The sequence below is a fragment of the Rhodanobacter aciditrophus genome (assembly GCF_050026795.1).
Taxonomy (GTDB): domain Bacteria; phylum Pseudomonadota; class Gammaproteobacteria; order Xanthomonadales; family Rhodanobacteraceae; genus Rhodanobacter_A.
This window is the reverse complement of the sequence record NZ_JALBWP010000006.1, coordinates 21,695-42,483: the sequence shown is the minus strand read 5'-3', so window position 1 is coordinate 42,483 and position 20,789 is coordinate 21,695. Positions and strand designations below refer to the sequence as shown.

The window sequence follows — 20,789 nt, the reverse complement described above, 5'->3', positions numbered from 1 at the left end:
CAGGCACCGCAACACAGACACATACGGCGCGCTTCCCGGCACGGTGATATCGCAACCCGCACATACCGAATGGTTACGGCACTCCGCCCGCCTTGTCGGAATATCCGTCGTCCAGCGTCTTCAGGAAGGCGATGACGTCGGCGATCTCGCGCGCGTCGAGTGCGGGCTTGCCGCCCTGCCTGCGGTCCATCGGCGCGTTGCTGCGGTCGACGTTGGCGCGGTAGCGCGGCGGCAGGTCGTCGAATTTCTGCACCTTGCCGCGCACCACCGGATACCACTTGCGCGGGTCGGTGTCGCGCTCGACGTAGAAGTGCATCATCGCGTCCAGCGTGTGGAAGTAGCCGTTGTGGAAGAACACGTGGCGTGTGGCGACGTTGCGCAGGGTCGGCGTCTTGAACATGCCGCAGTACGGCGTCTGCTTCGCGAGATCATGCCGCCTGGGGCCGCATAGTCCCATGTCGTAGTAGTGCGGGTTGCTGTTGGCCGGGATCTGCGGATTGCGCGGCACGCCCAGCGCCTCGTAGGCGTAGTCGGTGAACGCCGCCGGTCGGCCACCGGGGCCGGGCACGTCGATGTGGCACGAGGCGCAATTCCCTTTCTTCGGGTCGTTGAACAGCGCGTAGCCGCGCAGCTCCTGCGCCGTGAAGCGCGCGTGGCCGGACATCACCGCGTCGAACTTGCTGGTGTAGGGGTGGAAGCTCGGGTCCTCGGCCTGGAAGGCCTGCAGCGCCGTGCCGATATCGTCGAACACCTGCCGCGGATGGCGGAACACGTCGGCACCGAAGACCTGCGCGAACTGCTGCGCATAGGCGCCGTCGCGCACCGCGGCAACCACCGCGGCGGGCGACGCGTTGGCCATTTCGCTGGGATCGAGCAGCGGCCCGGCGGCCTGCTGCTGGCGCGAGGCCGCCGCGCCGTCGCGGTCGAAGCCGCCGCTGGGGCCTTCGTATTCGGCGTCTGCGGAGCCGGGGATGAATGCGTTGAGGCTGAAGAGCGGCGTGTGGTCGAGGTAGCGCAGCGAGGGCACCGCGCGCGTGCCCGCGTGGCGAAGGTCCCTGCCGCCCGGTTGTACCGCGCGACCATTCGGCGGGCCATAGGCATGCGCGGGGTCGTGGCAACTGGCGCAGGACATCCGCCCGGAGCCGGACAACGCGGTATCGAAGAACAGTTGCCTGCCCAGCTCGGCCTGCGGACTCAGGCGCGACGGCACCGGCGGATAGCGCACCCAGCGGCGGATGGCGGCATCGCGCGCTGCCTGCGGTGCTTCGGCAGCCGGCCCGCGCGCTGCGGCCGGCAGGCAGGCGCCCGCAAGGCCGATGGCGAGCAAGGCCAGCGTCGCGACGATGGCGGGCGCGATCCCGTCGCGCTTGCCGCGCACAAGACGCATGGCTGCCACTGCCTTGCGGCGACCGTCGCTGCGGCGAGCGCTCAGAAGCGGAACATCGACATCAGGTCGCCCACCGCCGGGCCGTTGATCGGCCGGTAAGAATGGCCGGCCACGGTCACCGGGTCGGGCAGGTTGTCGCGGCTGCGCGGCGACAGCGGCGGCAAACGCCAGTTGCGCTCGATGAACTTCAATATCGAGGCGTGATCGCCGTACGCGTGGTCGACCGCGCCCTTGCGCGCATACGGGGACACCGCGAGCATCGCGATGCGCGGGCCATCGCCGAAGAAGTCCAGCGTCTGGATGTAGCCGGTGTCGAAATGGCCGCCGCCCTCGTCGGTGGTGATCAGGATCGCGGTGTGCGCCCACAGCGCCGGGTCGGCCTGCACCTTGGCCAGCAGGTCCTTGAGGAAGGCTTCGTAGCTGGCCGGCGCCGAATAGCCGGGATGGCCACTGTCGAGGTTCTTCGGCACCACGAAGGACACCGCCGGCAGCGTGTGGTGGGCGAGGTCGCTGTCGAGCGTGGCGAGGCCGGCGAGGCCCGACTTCAGCGCCGGATCGCCCATCACCCTGGCGGAGGCCGCCAGCGGATCGCCGATGTTGTTGTACTGGAGCATCTGCGCCTTCGCCACCGGCATGTGCAGCGCGGCCGCCTCGGCGGCGACGTCCGCCGCGTCGCGCCCGCCGGTGTACCACTTCCAGCTCACCCCGTGCTTCGCCAGCAGCTCGGCGATGGTGGGCACGGTCTGCGGCGGATAGTTGTAGTTGTCCGGGCCGATCGGCTGCGGACGGCCGTCCATGTCGTAGGGCGGGTTGTAGTTGTTCAGCAGGTAGTAGGCGCCGGGCGCGCACTTGCTGGCGATGTGCCGCGCGTCGAGGAAGGCGCGGATCGCCGCCACGCCCGGCTGCTTGGGGTCGGAGCAGTCGACGTAGGAGCCGCCCTGGTAGCCGTCGCGGGTGTAGAAGTCCGCCGTGCCCGGCATCGGGTCCGGGTTTTCGATCTGGTTGGCCGGCGGCACGGCGACCTTGCCGTCCCGGTTGAAGAACGGCACGTCCGCGGTGGCGACGGCGAAGAAGTTGGCGCCGGTGCCGCCCATGATGGACTGGTGGTAGTTGTCGCTGAGCGCGTAGTCCCGCGCCAGCCTGTCGAACAGCGGCGCGTCGCCGGCCGACATGTTCATGAAGCCCATCAGCTCGCCGCCCTGCTCCGGGTTGGCCGGGCTCACGCCGGGGGTGTCGCCGCCCTGGCCGGTGCTGGCGGCCACCCAGGCAAACATGTCGTGCTTGGCGTTGTCGCCGCCGGTCTGCTGCCACATCTGGAAGAAGCGGTGCACCGGATCGCCGGTCCTCACCGCCGACGCCAAGGCGTCCTTGCCGTCGATGCGGTACGGCACGTAGCGGGTGATCTGGAACGGCCCGTTGGGCAGGTCGGCGGGGAAACGCGTGTCCGGCACGCCCGCTGCGCTCTGGAACGTCACCGGATTCATTTCGCCGGTCTGCAGCGGCTGGGGCAGCGTGGCGTAGCGGCCCGCACGCGCGGGCTGCAGGGTGTAGACCTTGAGCGGCGCGGCCTTGCTCTGCGCGGCCAGCGCGAAGTGCGGCCCGGGCGTGCCGTCGGCCTTGATGATGCCTTCGGACAGCAGGTTGCGCACGGACTGCCCCGCGGGTGGCGCATAGCCGCCGAACAGACCGTCGAAGGTCTGGTTCTCGCCGATCACCACGATCACGTGCCGGATCGGCGTGGTGGTCGGCCCGTGCGCCAGCGCCTGCGCCGACGCCACCGCGCGCGCAGGCACCGCGGCGGAAGGCGCGCCCTGCGCGGGCACCGAGACCACCGCGCGGTCGGCATCGCTGCCGATGCTGGCGCTGCCCCGGCGCACGTCGAAGTGCACCACCGAGAACAGCGCGCCCAGCGGATTCCCGGCATCGGCGTGGAACGACGCATCGGCCGCGGGATCCTTCGCCGCGTCGGCAGGCACGTGGAACGCCGCGTACAGCGGCGCGAACGCGGTGGCGACGTCGCGCCCCGCCGCGGCGATGCGCGCGGTGTCGAGGCCGGCCATCTTCGCCGCGTCCGGTGCGCCATCCAGCACCGTGCCCAGCGCGCGCTGCGCCTGCAAGGTGGTGAGCGGGTCGAGGTTCGCCACCGCCGATGCCTGGCCCGACGCGGGCGCCACGGCGGCGGACAAGGTGGCCGGGGTGCCGTCGTCGTCGTTGAACGGTGCCGTCAGCACGAAGGGGCCGGGCCCGTCGAGCACCAGCGCGTAGCGGCCCTGCGCGTCCGTCACGCCGGACACCGTGCGATGGCCCGCGTGGTCGGTGGCCGTGACCGGCACACCCGCCACCGGCAGCGCGCCGCCGACCACCCCGCTGACGGCGAGATGCGACACCGCGGCATCGCGCGCGCAACCGCCCAGCGCGAACAGCAGGACCAGGGGCAACAGGCGACGTTTCATGGCGATCCCTGAAAATGGAAGGACGCGAACAGGTTTGCGTGCGGTGGACGTGGCGCCGCTTCAGCGCGCGGGCCGCACGTCTCGCGCGTGCCGGCGCGGATCGGCCGGCACGCGCATGCTTGCGTCAGAGCCGCGCGTTGATGTTGAAGAACACCTGCCGCGGCGCGCCGGCCTGCAGGGTCTGGTTGTAGCCGTTCGGGTCGGCGGCGACGTAACCGTTGGTGCCGGTGGTGGCGAAGTAATGCTTGCCGGCGAGGTTGGTCACGTTGAGCGCCAGGCGGATGTCCTTGAAGCCCGCCAGCGCGCCGAGGTCGTAGCTCGCGCCGGCATTGAACAGCCAGTACGACGGCACCTGCGAATCGTTGGTGTAGGTGATGTAGCGCCGGCCGGTGTACTTGCCGTCGAGCGTGAAGTCCCAGGCGCCGACGTGGTAGTTCACGCTGGAGGTGGCCATCCAGCTCGGGATGCCCACCACGTACTTGCCCCGGGTGGCGACCACGCCGCCGTTGAGGTAGTCGTCCTGGTACTTGGAGCTGTCCCAGGACAGCGTGTTGAGCCAGCGCAGGCCCTCGACGGGGCGCCAGATCAGCGACAGGTCGGCGCCCTTGCTGTCCACGCTGCCGACGTTGTCGAGCTGGCTGGCGCAGGTCTGCACCGCCGAGCACGGCGTGGTCTGCAGCAGGCGGTTGCTGAAGCGCGTGTAGTACAGGTCGGCCGCCGCCTCGAAGGTTTCGCCGTGCACGCGGTAGCCGGCCTCCAGCGTCTGCGAGCCTTCCGGCTTGAGCGTGCTCTTGCTGGCGTCGAACGTCGCCTGCGAGGTGGCGAAGGGCAGCGCGCCGTAGGCGTCGATGTTCTTGCTGTACGAGGCGTAGATGTCCTGGCGCGCGTCCAGCTTGTAGTCCACGCCGGCCTGCGGCAGGAAGCCCTTGCTGGCCTTGATGCTGCCCTGCGCGAACGCGCTGGTGGCCACCAGCGAATCCGCGGTGCTGGTGGAGCGCAGCGACTTGGCGCCGACGTTGACCGTCAGGCGGTCGTCCATGAAATGCAGGGTGTCTTCCGCATACGCCATGCGCGTGTCGTAGGTGTAGTGCTGCAGGAAGCCGCGCAGGAACGGCGTCTCGCCGTCGTAGAACGTCCACAGGCCGGTGTACTGGCCGGCGAGGTTGAAGTAGTTGCGCTCGACGTGGTTGCTGGAGTTCTCGCCCCAGACGCCCACTTCGATGTCGTTGTTGCCGAGGGTGTACTGCAGCGAGCTGGTCACGCCGTAGCGGTCCAGGCCGTAGTCGGTGGTGCGCATGGCCAGCGGCAGGCCGGATGCCGGCGACGACGTGTACGGCGTCACCCACTGCCCTTCGCCGCGGTCGCCGTGGTAGTAGCTGCCCACGTTCCAGGTCAGGTTCTCGCCGAAGTTGAAGCTGCCGCTGAGCCCGACCAGGTTGTCCTTGCGGATGCCGCCGCCGGCGTAGTAATCCGCGTCCAGCCAGTCGTAGTCGGCCGGCAGGCCGGCCAGCGAGGCCGGGTAGCCGTTGGCAACGCCGCTGTATTGCCCGCTGGTGTGGTAGGCGTTGGCCGCCTGCAGCGCGGTGTTCCAGTCCGGCTGCCAGTAGTCGAAGTTCCAGCCCAGCACGCGCTGGCTGGTCAGCGACAGGTCCTGGTAGTCGTATTCCTTGCGCCGCGAGTTGTCCACGAACAGGCTGATGCGGTCGCCGTCGCCCCACTGGTAGACCGCCTTCAGGTTGGCCTGGTTGGACTCCTGCGAACCGTAGCCCTTCCACTTGTCGGTGTTGGCGTGGTCGAACGACACGTACATCGAGAAGCCGTGGAAGTCGCCGGTATCCAGCCGCGCATAGCTGCGCAGCGTGCTGTCCGAACCGATCGTCTGGTTGAAGCGCGCGCCCGGCTCCATGTCCGGATCGGCGGAGTAGAACTGCACGGTGCCGCCGAGGTTGGTGTTGGACGGCGTACCCAGCGCGCCGGCACCCTGCGCCAGCTGCACCGAGGCGATGTTGTCCGAGCTGATCGCACGGGTCACCTGCAGGCCGTTGCTCACGCCGTAGGACATGTTGCCCAGCGGGATGCCGTCCAGGGTGAAGCCGAGGCGGCTCTGGTCGAAGCCGTGCAGGCTGATCGCCGTGGACCATTCGTAGGCGCCCCACGGGTCGGACGACTGGAAGTTCACGCCGGGCAGTTCGTTGAGCACCTTCAGCGCGCTGGTGCCAGGCGCGGCCGCCTCGATGTCCTTGCGACCGATGGTCTGGATCTGGCGCGTCTCGCCGGTCGCCACCACGGACACCGCGGTCAATGCGGTGGCATTGGCCTTGGAAGGTGCGGCCGCCGGCGCGGCGGCGGCATCGTCGGCTGCCGCGGCGACGTTGCCGTGCAGGGTCGCGAGGATGGCCAGGGCGAGGCCCGACAGTTGGATCGAGGTACGGCGGCTGAACATGCGCAGGCATCCTTCGCGGCGCGCCTCGCGAGGACGCCGCATGTGGCGACAGGGGATTCGACGACCGTCGACGACGGCCTGCGGCATGGTGAATCCGCTTTGTGAAAATTCGCCTACAGCCAGATGAAAACGCGATGCGCGGGGGGCGCGGCGTTCAGCGCGCGAGAAGCACCAGCAACAGGCCCAGCAGGCCGGGCAACGCCTGCACGTAGAGAATCCCGCGGCTCGCCGTGGCGGCGCCATAGATGCCTGCCACGACGACGCACGACAGGAAGTACACCTTGAACCCGTAGCCCGCCGCGCCGTGGAACACGCCCAACAGCAACCCCGCGGCGATGAAGCCGTTGTACAGGCCCTGGTTCGCCGCCAGCACCCCGGTGGCCGCCGCGCGCTCCTTCGACTGGCCGAACGCCTTCAACCCGGCCGGCTTGTCCCACAGGAACATTTCCAGCACCAGGAAACAGCCATGCAGCAGCGCAACCAGCACCACCACGATTTCGGAGATTGTCGCCAACATGGTCCGCCTCCAGACAGCAGGTTCCAGCCTTCCCTGCCCATCCCGCGAAACGGGCCGCCGCGTCCTGCCTGGCCGCGGGTTTCGCCGCGCACGGCAGCGACATGTGTGGGCTGCGCGCAAGCGAACACCACTGCCCGCACGCCGGGGATACTCCATTGTCATTCCGCCGTACTGCATCACGCCATGCCCCTCGCCCACGCACGCTAAACTGCGCCGATGGCTTCCCCATCGCGCAAGCGCCAGCGGCGCAAATCAGCTCCCCCGGCTTCGCCGCGCATCGCGAAGGCGCCCGCCGTGGCCGCCGCACGTCCGGCCGACAGCTCGGCGCGCGCCACCAGCGTGCTGGACTGGCTGCTGGGCCGCCTGCCGCCGCGCTGGCGCGGCAAGGCGCGCGACTACCTGGTGCTCACCCGCATGGACCGGCCGATCGGCGCGCTGCTGCTGCTGTGGCCGACGTGGTGGGCGCTGTGGCTGGCGGCAGGCGACTGGCCGCCGCTGAAGCCGCTGGCGATCTTCACCCTGGGCGTGTTCGCGATGCGCGCGGCGGGCTGCGCGATCAACGACTACGCCGACCGCACGCTGGACCCTCAGGTGGAACGCACCGCGGGCCGCCCCATCGCCAGCGGGCGGGTGACGCCGCGCGAGGCGCTGCTCGTGTTCGCCGCGCTGCTCGCGTTCGCCTTCGTGCTGGTGCTGTTCACCAACGCGCTGACGATCCGGCTGGCGTTCGCCGGTGCCGCGCTGGCCGTGATCTATCCGTTCACCAAGCGCTGGACCTACCTGCCGCAGGTGGTGCTGGGCGCGGCGTTCGGCTGGTCGATCCCGATGGCGTTCGCCGCGGTGCAGGGCACGGTGCCGCCGCTGGGCTGGCTGCTGTTCATCGCCAACATCCTGTGGTCGGTGGTGTACGACACCGAGTACGCGATGGTGGACCGCGAGGACGACCTCCGGGCCGGCGCGAAGTCCACCGCGATCCTGTTCGGCGACGCCGACCTGCCGATCATCGGCATCCTGATGGCGACGCTGCTGCTGGCAATGCTGTTCGTGGGCCAGCGTGCGCACCTCGGCTGGCCGTACTGGCTGGGCCTGCTCGTGGCCGCCGGCCTGTTCGCCTACCAGCTGTGGCTGATCCGCAAGCGCGAGCGCGGCCCCTGCCTCGCGGCGTTCCGCCACAACAACTGGTGGGGCCTGGCGGTATGGATCGGCATCGTGCTGGCGCTGGCAGTACGCTGAGCGGCGCGAGCACCCTGCCTGCGGCACTCGCGCGATACCTCAGACCGGGCTACCGTCCTCCCTGATTCGCCGGCTGGTGAATTCGCCAAAACGCAGGCGGTTTCCGAACGGATCGATCACTTCCATCACGCGTAACCGCGGTGGCATCGGCTCGATTCCCGGACGCATGTTGGGATACTCCTTTGCGGCAAGTTCGGCATGGAACGCGTCGATTCCCTTCATGGTGATCCAGCAGGCAGCACCGGGACTGCCATCACCGTGATGCTCGGACAGGTGGATCACCAGCTTGTCTCGCGAGATCTGCGTGTACTGCGGCGCGGGGCCGGCATTGGCCGTGAGCGGCGCATCGGCCCAGTCCAGGTGGAAACCGAGATAATCCAGGTAAAATTCGCGAGCCTTGTCGCGCGAGAAAATGCGCAAAATCGGTGCAGCCGCCTTGAACCGGATGCCGGTCTCGCCATCGGCGTCGCGTCGTTTTGTCAGCGCGATGCGTGCCGCCAGCATGTTCCAGTCGGCATAACCAAACTGGCTCGCAACCAGTTCCAGGCATTCGCCGTGACCAAGTTCTATCGATTTCTCTGCCAACCGCTCACGCAGCTGCTTCGCCATGAGTTTGGCGTCGAGATAGTTGCGCATGCTGACTCCTCCGTTTCGTGGCGAACGAAGTGGATGCATCGGTGCCTGCGTTGCCGATCCGTTCGCCATGACGAAGGAGTTGCGGTGTGCCGCAGATACATTCACCGTTCCCGAAGCGGGTGCAGGCGGCAGGCTGTATCGGCCGAGTCCCATACTAGCGGCGGTCGGCGCGACTTGGCCAGCGAAGGAACCCGGCATCAGCCGCGTGGCGACGGCGCCCTCGCCAGCGCCCACACATCCACCCGCGCCACGCCGGCGCGCTTCAGCACGCGGGCGCATTCGGCGAGGGTGGCGCCGGTGGTCATCACATCGTCGACGATCGCCACGTGCGCGGGCAGCGCAACACCCGCGCGCACGACGAACGCGCCGCGCACGTTGCGGCGGCGGCCGACGGCATCCAGTTCGGTCTGCGCGGCGGTGCCGCGCCGCCGCAGCAACGCGTCGTGGCGCAGTGGCAGGCCGCAGTGGCGCGCCATCGGCCTCGCCAGTTCCAGGGCCTGGTTGTAGCCGCGCTGGCGCAGGCGGGCGCGGTGCAGCGGCACCGGCAGCAGCAGGTCGGGTTTCGGCAAGGGCATCGGCTCACGCCGCCACAGCATGGCCAGCGTGCGGCCGGCGGCGAGGTCGCCGCCGAACTTGAAGCGCGACTCCAGCCGGTCCAGCGGCCAGCCGTAGCGGAACGGCGCCCACGCCGCCTGCCACGGCGGCGCGTGACGCTGGCACTCGCCGCACAGTGCGGCCGGCGCGGGCAGCGGCAGGGCGCAGCGTGCGCAGCAGCTGCGGTTGCGCGGCAGCTCGGTGGCGCAGGCCGCGCACAGGTCCACGCCCTGTTCGCCGGGAGCGCCGCACAGCAGGCAGCGCAACGGCAGCAGCCAGCGCGACAGCGCGTGCCAGGGTTGCAGCAGGCCGGCCTTGTCCATGCGTCCTCCCGTTCCTGCGGCCGATGGTAACGGCAAGCCCGCCGGGGCATGTCTCCCGGCGCCGGCGCCACCGCCGTACACTCCGACGCTGTCGAGGACAGATGCATCGACACCGCACCCGTCTGCACCCAACCACCCAACCATTCCCGGAGGCTTCGCATGGCCGCGCCCGACGACGGCAATTCCACCCCTTCGACCTGGCCGGCCGTCGCCGGCACCGCGCTGCGCGTGGCCTTCGGCATCATCTGGGCCGTGAGCGCGGCGCTGACGTGGACGTCCGACTTCGCCAGCCACTACGTGGGCTACCTGCACAACGCCGCCACCGGGCAGCCGGCATGGTCGGCGTGGTGGTTCCAGCTGTGGATCGGCCTGGTCACGCCGCACGCGGGCTTCTTCGTGTGGGCCACGCGCATCGCCGAGACCGCGCTGGCGCTGGCCCTGCTGCTGGGGTTCGCGCGCAAGATCACCTACGTCGTCGGCATCCTGTTCAGCCTGCTGATCTGGAGCACGGCCGAAGGCTTCGGTGGCCCCTACTCGGTGGGCGCGAACAACATCGGCGCGGCGATCAGTTATGTGCTGATCTTCGCCGCACTGATCGTCATCAACCTGCGCTCCGGCCCCAGCCCGTACAGCCTGGACTACCTGATCGAAAGCCGCTACCCGGGCTGGCGCAGGTTCGCCGACTGGAACGACAGCCTGCCGCTGGACCAGGTACGGCATCTGTCCTGGCGCGTGCAGGCGCCGGCGCTGGCGGGCGTGCTGCTGCTGGTGGCGCTGCTGCTGGCCGGCCTGCACAGCGCGATGCACGTGAAGTCGGCGAGCCCCGCGACGGCTGCCGCCGCGGTGACGCCGCTGTCGCTGGCATCCAGCCGGCCGCTCGGCGCGGCCCGTGACGCCCGCCTGCCGCCGCTGGCTCCCGGCGCCAGCACGGATGTGAACATCGTGGTTTCCGACCAGACCGTGGAGATCGCCAGCGGCGTGCAGTACCAGGCCTGGACGTTCGGCAAGAGCGTGCCCGGGCCGGTGATCCACGTGCGCCAGGGGCAGACGGTGAACGTGGTGCTCACCAACCACGGCACCATGCAGCACTCGATCGACTTCCACGCCGCGATCACGCCGCCCAGCCTGCATTACGTGGACATCATGCCGGGCGAGTCGATCAAGTTCTCGTTCGTGGCGAAGGTGCCGGGCGCCTTCCTCTACCACTGCGGCACGCCGCCGGTGCTGCTGCACATCGCCAACGGCATGTACGGCGCGATCATCGTGGATCCGGCCACGCCGCTGCCGCCGGCTGCCGAAAGCTATGTGCTGGTGCAGGGCGAGTGGTACACCCAGCAGGTGGCCGGCAAGCTGATGGCCGGCAACTACGAGAAGATGCAGGAGATGCGCCCGGACGAAGTGGTGTTCAACGGTGCCGCGTTCCAGTACCGCGACCATCCGCTGACCGCCAGGCCTGGCGAGCTCGTGCGCATCTACATGGTCAACGCCGGCCCCAGCCTGTGGAGCGCGTTCCACGTGATCGGCGCGATCTTCGACAAGGTCTACCCCGGCGGCAACCCGGCGCAGGCGATCGACGGCGTTTCCACCTGGTCGGTGGGCCCGGGCGAAGGCGCGGTGTTCGATCTCAAGCTGGATGAGCCCGGCAAGTATCCCTTTGTCGATCACGCGATGGCGCACGCCGTGCTGGGTGCGATCGGCGTGTTGAGCGTGCAGGCGCCAGCTGGTGTGCCGGTCGCCAAGCCGGATATCAGCAAGGCGGCCGTTGCCGCGCCCACCCCGCCGCCGGCCGCCGCCACTGGCCCGTACAACTTCGACGCCGCGCGCGGCGCGCAGCTCTACGCCACGAACTGCGCGGCCTGCCACCAGGCCACCGGCATGGGCCTGCCTGGCGCGTTTCCGCCGCTCAAGAACGACCCGGCCGTGCTGAGCGGAGACCCCGCCAGGCAGATCGCCACGATCCTCAACGGCCTGCACGGCGTAGCCATCAACGGCACGACCTACCCCAGCGTGATGCCGCCGTTTGCCGCCGCGCTGAGCGACGCAGACATCGCCGACATCGCGAACCACGAGCGCACCTCGTGGGGCAACCAGGCCAGGCTGATCACCGCTGACCAGGTGAAGGCGGCCAGGGGCAAGTGAGGCAGGGGACGGGGCGCGCCTTCGTGCCGCCCCTTCCCGCGAGACGGCTTCGGGCCGGCGTTTGGCAGCTTTCGTCAACCTGATGGCCTGCCTTCGAAGTTGACGACGGCACGTGTGCCGCCCACACTTCGCGGCCTCAGCCACGGAGCCACCCCATGCCCGAAGCCATCGTCCGCCACGACTGGAGCCGCGAGGAAGTCGTCGCGCTGTTCGCGCTGCCGTTCAACGAGCTGCTGCACCGCGCGCACACCGTGCACCGCACGCACCACGACGAGAACGCGGTGCAGGTCTCCACACTGCTGTCGATCAAGACTGGCGGCTGCCCCGAGGACTGCGCCTACTGCCCGCAGGCGGCGCGCTACGACACCGGCGTCGCGGCGCAGAAGCTGATGGAGGTCGAAGCCGTGCTGGCGCGCGCCAAGGCCGCCAAGGCCGCCGGTGCCAGCCGCTTCTGCATGGGCGCGGCGTGGCGCGGGCCGAAGGACCGCGACATCCCCAAGGTGGCCGCGATCGTGCGCGCGGTGAAGGACCTCGGCCTGGAGACCTGCGCCACCCTGGGCCTGCTCGGCGACGGCCACGCGCAGCAGCTCAAGGACGCCGGCCTCGACTACTACAACCACAACATCGACACCGCGCCGGAGTTCTACGGCGAGATCATCCACACCCGCGAGTACCAGGACCGCCTCGCCACGCTGGAACAGGTGCGCGACGCCGGCCTCAAGACCTGCTGCGGCGGCATCGTGGGCATGGGCGAGACGCGCGAGCAGCGCGCCGGCCTGCTGCAGGCGCTGGCCAACCTGCCGGAGCATCCCCACTCGGTGCCGATCAACCAGCTGGTGCCGGTGCCGGGCACGCCGCTGGGCAACGCGGAGAAGCTCGACCCGTTCGAGTTCGTGCGCACCATCGCGGTGGCGCGCATCCTGATGCCGCTGTCCATCGTGCGCCTCTCCGCCGGCCGCCAGCAGATGGACGACGCGGTGCAGGCGCTGTGCTTCCACGCCGGCGCCGGCTCGATCTTCTACGGCGAGAAGCTGCTCACCACCGGCAACCCGGACACCGAGCACGACCGCACGCTGTTCCGTCGGCTCGACCTGCATGCAATGGAAGTGGTCGAGGAGACAGGCACCGTGCATGCGGACATCATGGAAGCCGCCCCGGCGGGTTGCGGGCACGGGTGCGGCTGCAGTGCGGCGGCGTGAATCACCCCTCCCCTGCAAGCAGGGGAAGGTTGGGGCGGGGTCGCTCTTCAACCATGAATGCCCATGACTCGCGCTGATCTGCTCGAGCGCCTGGCCGTCCAGACGTCTGAACGCGAACGCGCGAACCTGCGTCGCCGGTTGCGCACCGTCGAGCACGTGGAAGGCCCCTGGCTGGAAAGCGAAGGGCGCCGCCTGCTCGGCTTCTGCAGCAACGATTACCTGGGCCTCGCGCAGCACCCGCAGTTGATCGCCGCGTTGAAGCGCGCGGCCGACGATGAGGGCGCGGGCAGCGCTTCGGCGCACCTGATCTGCGGCCACCGCCGCGAACATGCGCAACTCGAGGAGATGCTGGCCGAGTGGACGGGGCGCGAGCGCGCGCTGCTGTTTTCCACCGGCTACATGGCCAACCTCGGCGCGATGCAGGCGCTGCTCGCGCGCGGCGACGTGTGCGTGCAGGACAAGCTCAACCACGCCTGCCTGCTCGACGGCGCGCAACTGGCCGGCGCCGAGCTGAAGCGTTATCCGCATGCCGACGTCGAAGCCGCCACACGCCAGCTGCAGAGCCGTCCGGAGGCCGCCGCGCTGCTCGCCACCGACGGTGTGTTCAGCATGGACGGCGACGCGGCGCCGCTGGCCGGACTCGCCGCGCTGTGCGCACGCGAACACGCCACGCTGATGGTGGACGACGCGCACGGCCTGGGCGTGCTGGGCATGGAAGGCGCCGGCAGCGTACAGGCCGCCGGCCTCGGCCAGCGCGAGGTGCCGGTGCTGATGGCCACGCTGGGCAAGGCGCTGGGCTGCAGCGGCGCGTTCGTGGCCGGCCCCGCCGCCTTGATCGATGGGCTCGTGCAATTCGCGCGGCCCTACGTCTACACCACCGCGATGCCGCCGGCACTGGCCGCGGCCGCCTGCGCCGCGGTGGCCATCGCGCGCGACGAAGATTGGCGCCGCGACAGGCTGCAGGCGCTGATCGCCCGCTTCCGCAGCGGCGCGGCACAGCTCGGCCTGCCGCTGATGGCGTCGCACAGCGCGATCCAGCCGCTGCTGCTGGGCGACGCGCAGGCCGCGCTGGACGCCGCGCGGAGGCTGGAAGAGCGTGGCCTGCTGGTCACCGCGATCCGCCCGCCCACGGTGCCGCAGGGCCAGGCGCGGCTGCGCATCACGCTCTCCGCGGCGCACGAGGACGAGCACGTGGATCGCCTGCTGGACGCGCTCGCCGCGCTGCCGCGGGGCGGCTCCGCGGGCCGGCCCGTATAATGGCGCGCTCGCCGTCTCCCTCCCCGCCATGTCCATCGTCAACATCGCCGCCTACCGCTTCGTCAGCCTCGACGACCTGCCGGCGCTGCGCGAGCGTGTGCTCGGGCACGCCCATGCGCTGGCGCTGAAGGGCACCGTGCTGCTGGCGCCCGAGGGCATCAACCTGTTCCTCGCCGGCCCGCGCGAGGCGGTGGATGCGTTCATGGCCTGGCTGCGCTGCGAGCCGCGCTTCGCCGGGATGGAAGCAAAGGAGTCGGTCTCCGTCGGCGTGCCGTTCGGCCGCCTGCGCGTGCGCCTGAAGAAGGAGATCATCACCATGCGCGTGCCGGCGTCCCGCCCCGAACGCGGTCGCGCGCCGGCGGTGGATGCGCCCACGCTGAAGCGCTGGCTGGACCAGGGCCACGACGACGACGGCCGCGAACTCGTGATGCTGGACACGCGCAACGACTACGAGTGCGACGTGGGCAAGTTCGCGCATGCGGTGGACTACCGCATTGCCAGCTTCACCGCCTTCCCCGCCGCCGTGGCCGCCGATCGCGCGCGTTTCGCGGGCAAGACCGTGGTGTCGTACTGCACCGGCGGCATCCGCTGCGAGAAGGCCGCGCTGCACATGCAGGACCTCGGCATCGAACGCGTGCACCAGCTCGAGGGCGGCATCCTGAAGTACCTGGAACTGACCGACGGTGCGCACTGGCAGGGAGACTGCTTCGTGTTCGACGGGCGCGGCGCGGTGGATGCAGGCCTCAGGCCAGCACATCGGCCACCTCCAACCTCCGGGGAGAGGGATGGGGTGTGGGGCGGCTCTTGCGATGACCTCACATCAAAGCTGGCTCTGAACAGCAACACCGCGAGCACCCGCCCCTCACCTCGGTCTTCTCCCCAAAGCGGAGAGGAAGCGATCGCAGGAAGCGCGTGGTCCGATTGGGGCGCGGCGTGAAGCTCTTCATCGAACAAGCAGGCCACGGTCCCATCCCGCTGGTGCTGCTGCACGGCTGGGCGATGCACGGCGGCGTGCTGGCGCCGCTGGTGGAGGCGCTGGCCACGCGTTGCACGATGCACGTGGTGGACCTGCCCGGCCATGGCCGCTCGCGCGATTGCGGGTTGCCGCTGGAACCCTCCGCCTGCGCCGCGGCGATCGCCGCCGCCACGCCGCCGGCGATCTGGCTGGGCTGGTCGCTGGGCGGACTGGTCGCGCTTGCCGGCGCACTGGAACGGCCGCAGCAGGTGCAGGGCCTCGCGATGCTGTGCGCCACGCCAAAGTTCGCGCGCGACGACGACTGGCCCTGGGGCAGCGACCGCCCGCTGGTGCACCAGCTCGCGCTGGACCTGGAAACGGACTACCACGGCACCATCGACCGCTTCCTCGCACTGGAGGCGATGGGCAGTGCCGACCCGCGTGCCGAGTTGCGGCGCCTGCGCGAACTGGCCTTCGCCCACGGCGAACCCGACCTGCGCGTGCTGCAGGAAGGCATCCGCATCCTCGAGACGCACGACCTGCGCTCCCGGCTGCCCGCACTGCGCCAGCCCAGCGCGTGGATCGCGGGCCGCCGCGACCGCCTGGTGCATCCGCAGGCGATGGAGTGGTCGGCGCGACAGTCGCACGGCTACTACACGCAGATCGAACACGCCGGCCACGCGCCGTTCGTCGCGCACGCCGATGAAGTCGCGCGGGCGCTGCAACCCTTGCTGGACAGCTTTTCATGAGCGAATTCCATCTCGACCGCGCCCAGGTGCGCCGCAACTTCGGCCGCGCCGCGCGCAGCTACGAACGGCACGACGCGCTGCAGCGCGAAGTGCAGCAGTCGCTGCTGGACCGGCTGGGCTTCTACCTGGAAACGCCGGCACGCGTGCTCGACGTGGGTGCCGGCACCGGCCGCGGCACGGCGCTGCTGAAGCAGCGCTACGCCAAGGCCGAGGTGATCGCGGTCGACCTCGCACTGCCGATGCTGCGCGAGGCGAAAACGCACAGCGGCTGGCTCAAGCCGTTCCGCCGCGTCTGCGCCGAGGCCACCGCCCTGCCCTTCCCCGACCACAGCATGGACGTGCTGCACTCCAACCTGTGCTTCCAGTGGGTCGACAACCTCACCGCACTGTTCGGCGAATGCTGCCGCGTGCTGAAACCCGGCGGCCTGCTCGCGTTCTCCACCTTCGGCCCCGACACGCTGAAGGAACTGCGTGCGGCCTGGGCCGCCGTGGACGGCCATTCGCACGTCAGCCGCTTCCTCGACATGCACGACATCGGCGACGCGATGATCAACGCCGGCCTGCGCGACCCGGTGCTGGACGTGACGCGCTACACGCTCACCTACAGCGAACCGCGCAAGCTGCTGGAGGAACTGCGCGGGCTGGGCGCCACCCACGCCGACGCCGCACGCGAACGCCACCTCACCGGCAAATCGCACTACCGCGCCATGCTCGCCGCCTACGAGGCGATGCGCGTCGACGGCCGCATTCCCGCCACGTGGGAAGTGGTGACCGCCCATGCCTGGGGTCCGCCGCCGGGACAGTCGCGGCGCTTGCCGGGTGGCGGCGAGGTGGCGAGTTTCTCGCTCAGCAGCCTGAAGGGGTCGCGGCGGCGCTGAGGCAGCGCAGGGCGTCATGCCCGCGGACGCTGACATGCCTTCCCACTGACGTTGCATTGGTCGCAGGGGATACGGCGGGTTCGGACGCCTGGCGCCAGCGACAAAGCGGTTTTGGACGCCTGCCGCAAGGAACACAGCTGTTTCGAGCGCCTGCCGGCGCCCGAGTTCCTTCTCTTTGCTGGCCCACGCCACCGCAGGAGCGGTGGCGAACGGCGAAGCCGGCCCGCAAGGGCGGAGGGCAGGATGCCTGGGGTCAAGAGAAGGAACCAAGAGAAATGTTCTGGTTCGATCCGCCGGAACCACAAGCGCGACGTGTCGAGGGGATTGGAACCAGCCCCGCCTACGCGATAGACGGGGCGGCCACGCCGCAACGTATCTGGGAACTGAGGTGAGGGGGCAAAGCCTCGCGGCGCGGTGCGCCGCTTTGGCTTTGCGTTCGTCTCGCCCTGGCTGTTGCTGTTGAGGTTGCTTCTGCGCGCTGGGAGCGCACTGCTACTCCGGGGCCCCTGGGCGGCGGTGAGGCGGGGACGAAGAGGCCGCGCAGCGGACGAGCCCACGGATGGGCTCGCCTTTTCGCGCGGGCAGGAGCCCGCTCGAAAAGCCCGGGCCCGCCTCACGGACTTTCCGTCCATGGATGGACGGAAAGCGCCAACCGGGGTGGCCTTTCTCTTTGGTGACTTTCTCTTTGGCCACGCAAAGAGAAAGTCACTCGGCCACCGGCAGGTGGACGAAACCGCTTTGTCGCTGGCGAAGACGCACGAGCAAGAGTCCCCCCCTCACCCCGCCCCGCCCCCCCCAAAAAGGGAGAGGGAGAAAGGCACGCGCGTCAACGCTTCGCCGGCGTGCCGCGCAGCGGCATGGATGGACGGCAAGCACCAACCGGGGTGGCCTTCTCTCGTGGTTACTTTTCCCTTGGCCACGCAAGAGAAAAGTCACCCGGGCGCCGGCAGGCGCTCGAAACTGCTTCGTTACTTGCGTCAGCAAACGCCCAAGCCAGAAAACCGAGGGCGAGCGCTAGCGCACACAAGCCCCGCCCTCAATTCACCAGCGGCTCCGCCACCGGCCGGCGCACGCTGAGCGCCGTGCCCGCCGCCGCCACGATGATCGCCGCGATCGCCAGCCACTGCAGCAGGCTGAGATGTTCGCCGAGCAGCGCCACGCCGGCCAGCACGGCGAAGGCCGGTTCCAGGCTCAGCAGGGTGCCGAAGCTGCGTGTCGGCAGGCGGGTCAGCGCCATCATCTCCAGCGAATACGGCAAGGCCGAGCTGAGCAGGGCGACGCCCAGCGCGAACGGCAGCAATACGGGATCGAACAGCGCGCTGCCGGCGTGCGCCACGCCCACCGGGATCGCCAGCAGCGCCGCGATCGAGGTGCCCCACGTCACCGCGTCGCCGCCATGCGCGCTGCCGGCGCGTTGACCCAGCACGATGTAGCAGACCCAGCCCACGCCCGCGGCCAGCGCGTACAGCACCCCGACCGGGTCGAGCGCGTGCGCCTGCCCCCGCAACGGCAGCAGCAGGAGCAGGCCCGCCACCACCAGCGCGATCCAGATGAAATCCAGCAGGCGGCGCGAGCCGAACAGTGCCAGTGCCAGCGGCCCGGTGAATTCCAGCGCCACCGCGATGCCCAGCGGAATCGTGCGCAGCGAAAGGTAGAACACCAGGTTCATCACGCCGATCGAAAGGCCGTAGCCCCACAGCGCGCGCAGGTCGCGGCCCCGCTGCCACGAGCGCCACGGCCGCCGCACCAGCAGCAGGATCAGTGCGCCCAGGCCCAGCCGGCAGGCCGTGGCGCCCTGTGCGCCGATCGCGGGAAACAGTTGCTTGGCCAGCGCGGCACCCAGCTGGTACGAGGCCATGCTGACCAGCAGCATGCCGACCGCGAACAGCACGGAAGCGCGGGAGGTGTGCGCAGACACGGGCGATGACCGGCGAAGAGGGGTCGCCATGATGCCTGCGCCCGTGCGCAAAGCCCATCCCGCCGGTCCGATGCTGCTGACAGAGGCTGGCAGCAGGGTTGCGCCGCGGTGCTAGAGGATCCGTGCGTACAGGCTGCCGTTGGCCGGCAGGCGCAGGCGCTCGCCGTCGAGCGTGCCGGCGACCAGGCCGTGGCCATCCAGCGGCTGCAGGTCGCCGGGCAACGGCAGCGCGAACTCCACCGGCGCGGCGGACAGGTTGAACACCGCCAGCACGCGCTCGTCGCCCAGCTCGCGCACGAAGGCCAGCACCGGCTCGGGAGTGTCGAGGAAGCGGATCGCGCCGTGGCGCAGCGCGGGCTGGGCGCGCCGCCATTGCATGAAGCGGCGGTAGCCGTTGAGCGCGGAGGCAGGGTTGGCCTGCTGGCGTGCCACGTCCAGCGTGCGATGCTCGGGCGGCACCGGCAGCCACGGCGTGGCGCTGCTGAAGCCGGCGTGCTCGTCGTCGCTCCACGGCATCGGCGTGCGGCAGCCGTCGCGGCCCTTGAACTCGGGCCAGAACGCGATGCCGTAGGGATCGCGCAGCGCCTCGTAGGGCAACTCCGCCTCGGTGAGGCCGAGTTCCTCGCCCTGGTACACGCAGACCGAGCCGCGCAGCGAGCAGACCAGTGCGGTGAGCTGGTTCGCCATCGCGGCCGAGGCGTGGCCGTTGCCCCAGCGGCTCAGCACGCGCTCCACGTCGTGGTTGGAGATCGCCCAGCACGGCCACCCCTCGCTCATCTTCGCCTCCTGCGCGCGCACGGTGTCGCGGATATAGGCGGCGCTGAAGTCGTCGGTGAGCAGCTCGAAGCTGTAGCCCATGTGCAGGCGGCGGCCGCTGGTGTACTCGGCCATCGTCGCCAGCGAATCCTCCGAGGAGATTTCGCCCAGCGTGGCGCTGCCGGGGTAGCGGTCCATCAGCGCGCGGAGCTCCTCGAGAAAGGCGAGGTTCTCCGGCCGCGTGTTGTTGTAGTAGTGGTACTGGAACGCGTAGGGGTTGTCGGCGCTGAAGCCGCGCCCGGTGCGCTGCTCCTTCGGCTTCGCCGGGTTGTCGCGCAGCTGTGCGTCGTGGAAACAGAAGTTGATCGAATCCAGCCGGAAGCCGTCCACGCCGCGGTCCAGCCAGAAGCGCAGGTTGTCCAGCACGGCCGCGCGCACTTCCGGATGGTGGAAGTTGAGGTCGGGCTGCGCGGCGAGGAAGTTGTGCAGGTAGTACTGGCCGCGCCGCGGCTCCCAGCGCCAGGCCGGTCCGCCGAAGATGGACAGCCAGTTGTTCGGCGGCGTACCGTCCTCCTTCGCGTCGGCCCACACGTACCAGTCGGCCTTCGGGTTGTCGCGGCTCTGCCGGCTCTCCTTGAACCAGGCATGCTCCTCCGAGGTGTGGCTGAGCACCTGGTCGATCATCACCTTGAGCCCGCGCGCATGCGCCGCGGCGAGCAGGCGGTCGAAGTCGGCAAGCGTGCCGAACAGCGGATCGACGTCGCAGGGATCGGCGATGTCGTAGCCGAAGTCGGCCATCGGCGAACGGAAGAACGGCGCGATCCAGATCGCGTCCACGCCCAGCCCGGCCACGTAGTCGAGCCGCTCGATGATGCCGGGAAGATCGCCCACGCCGTCGCCGTCGGTGTCGAGGAAGCTGCGCGGGTAGATCTGGTAGATGACGGCTCCGCGCCACCACGGTGTGTCGGTCATTGCTGGACCCCATGACGTGAGACAGGCGGCCATCCGGGCCGTCTGCCGTCGAACGGCGCCCAGCTTAGTGGCAGGGCATGCCGGTTCCGCACAGTGCTGCATACGTATTCATGGATGCTGCATCCGCGTCATGCGTCTTTTGCAGATGGACGTCCAAACGATTTCATTTCGATGACGGAGAGGCGCGCCGATGCAGGCGCGCCGCGGCTTCGCACGCCCCGCGCCGCTCTGCGGGAACCATCGCGGAAGCGAAATGTTGCGCTGCAGCGAATGCGTTCCTGCCGTGCCATGAATACGTATGCACGAATCGTTCGCGCCGAAAACGCCGGCCTACCATGCAATCACGCGACGAGGTGCGCAGGCGCAAGCCGGCTGCCGAC

The 20,789-nt window shown here is 69.8% G+C and carries 15 protein-coding genes; 7 read left to right on the top strand and 8 right to left on the bottom strand.

Annotated features, from left to right (window positions below; all coding sequences use genetic code 11):
• Positions 1–73: 73 nt before the first annotated feature.
• The 4 genes from ACQGNW_RS00285 to ACQGNW_RS00270 all read right to left on the bottom strand — a co-directional run bounded on the left by ACQGNW_RS00285 (position 74) and on the right by ACQGNW_RS00270 (position 6,797).
• Complete coding sequence (locus ACQGNW_RS00285) at positions 74–1,387, bottom strand: cytochrome-c peroxidase (RefSeq protein WP_426661060.1); 1,314 nt, start codon at positions 1,385–1,387, stop codon at positions 74–76.
• Between the two features lie 41 nt (positions 1,388–1,428).
• Complete coding sequence (locus ACQGNW_RS00280) at positions 1,429–3,840, bottom strand: alkaline phosphatase family protein (protein ID WP_426661059.1); 2,412 nt, start codon at positions 3,838–3,840, stop codon at positions 1,429–1,431.
• 124 nt (positions 3,841–3,964) lie between these two features.
• A complete protein-coding gene (locus ACQGNW_RS00275) occupies positions 3,965–6,325 on the bottom strand; it encodes a TonB-dependent receptor family protein (protein WP_426661058.1) in 2,361 nt (786 codons plus the stop codon).
• A 112-nt stretch (positions 6,326–6,437) separates the two neighbouring features.
• Positions 6,438–6,797, bottom strand: a complete 360-nt coding sequence (locus tag ACQGNW_RS00270) for a DUF1304 domain-containing protein (protein WP_426661105.1) — start codon at positions 6,795–6,797, stop codon at positions 6,438–6,440.
• 342 nt (positions 6,798–7,139) lie between these two features.
• Between ACQGNW_RS00270 and ubiA the strand changes: the two genes are divergently transcribed.
• Positions 7,140–8,033: a 4-hydroxybenzoate octaprenyltransferase gene (gene ubiA, locus ACQGNW_RS00265; protein ID WP_426661104.1), complete on the top strand. Its 894-nt coding sequence runs from the start codon at positions 7,140–7,142 to the stop codon at positions 8,031–8,033.
• A gap of 39 nt (positions 8,034–8,072) precedes the next feature.
• Here the strand turns inward: ubiA and ACQGNW_RS00260 are convergent, their stop codons facing one another.
• Both ACQGNW_RS00260 and ACQGNW_RS00255 read right to left on the bottom strand, forming a co-directional pair.
• On the bottom strand, positions 8,073–8,669 hold the full coding sequence (locus tag ACQGNW_RS00260; RefSeq protein ID WP_426661057.1) for a glyoxalase superfamily protein: 597 nt from the start codon (positions 8,667–8,669) through the stop codon (positions 8,073–8,075).
• Between the two features lie 197 nt (positions 8,670–8,866).
• A complete protein-coding gene (locus ACQGNW_RS00255; protein ID WP_426661056.1) occupies positions 8,867–9,586 on the bottom strand; it encodes a ComF family protein in 720 nt (239 codons plus the stop codon).
• A 159-nt stretch (positions 9,587–9,745) separates the two neighbouring features.
• On the opposite strand from ACQGNW_RS00255, the gene ACQGNW_RS00250 reads away from it, so the two are divergent.
• The 6 genes from ACQGNW_RS00250 (at position 9,746) to bioC (ending at position 16,763) form a co-directional block, all read left to right on the top strand.
• Positions 9,746–11,725, top strand: a complete 1,980-nt coding sequence (locus ACQGNW_RS00250; protein WP_426661055.1) for a multicopper oxidase domain-containing protein — start codon at positions 9,746–9,748, stop codon at positions 11,723–11,725.
• A gap of 155 nt (positions 11,726–11,880) precedes the next feature.
• Complete coding sequence (gene bioB, locus ACQGNW_RS00245) at positions 11,881–12,924, top strand: biotin synthase BioB (protein WP_426661054.1); 1,044 nt, start codon at positions 11,881–11,883, stop codon at positions 12,922–12,924.
• Positions 12,925–12,987: 63 nt separating this feature from the next.
• A complete protein-coding gene (bioF, locus tag ACQGNW_RS00240; RefSeq protein ID WP_426661053.1) occupies positions 12,988–14,181 on the top strand; it encodes an 8-amino-7-oxononanoate synthase in 1,194 nt (397 codons plus the stop codon).
• 28 nt (positions 14,182–14,209) lie between these two features.
• Positions 14,210–15,118, top strand: a complete 909-nt coding sequence (locus ACQGNW_RS00235) for a sulfurtransferase (protein ID WP_426661052.1) — start codon at positions 14,210–14,212, stop codon at positions 15,116–15,118.
• The gene (gene bioH / locus ACQGNW_RS00230) at positions 15,115–15,885 is read left to right on the top strand and encodes a pimeloyl-ACP methyl ester esterase BioH (RefSeq protein ID WP_426661051.1); all 771 of its coding nucleotides are present in this window, start codon (positions 15,115–15,117) and stop codon (positions 15,883–15,885) included. Before ACQGNW_RS00235 ends, bioH begins: the two co-directional genes overlap by 4 nt.
• On the top strand, positions 15,882–16,763 hold the full coding sequence (bioC, locus tag ACQGNW_RS00225; protein ID WP_426661050.1) for a malonyl-ACP O-methyltransferase BioC: 882 nt from the start codon (positions 15,882–15,884) through the stop codon (positions 16,761–16,763). The genes bioH and bioC overlap by 4 nt, the downstream gene beginning before the upstream one ends.
• A 1,036-nt stretch (positions 16,764–17,799) precedes the next feature.
• Here bioC and ACQGNW_RS00220 read toward each other — a convergent pair.
• Together ACQGNW_RS00220 and ACQGNW_RS00215 are read right to left on the bottom strand one after the other, a co-directional pair.
• Positions 17,800–18,636 (bottom strand): EamA family transporter, encoded by an 837-nt coding sequence (locus tag ACQGNW_RS00220; RefSeq protein ID WP_426661103.1) that lies wholly within the window; start codon positions 18,634–18,636, stop codon positions 17,800–17,802.
• Between the two features lie 156 nt (positions 18,637–18,792).
• On the bottom strand, positions 18,793–20,409 hold the full coding sequence (locus ACQGNW_RS00215) for an alpha-glucosidase family protein (protein WP_426661049.1): 1,617 nt from the start codon (positions 20,407–20,409) through the stop codon (positions 18,793–18,795).
• Between the last annotated feature and the right edge of the window lie 380 nt (positions 20,410–20,789).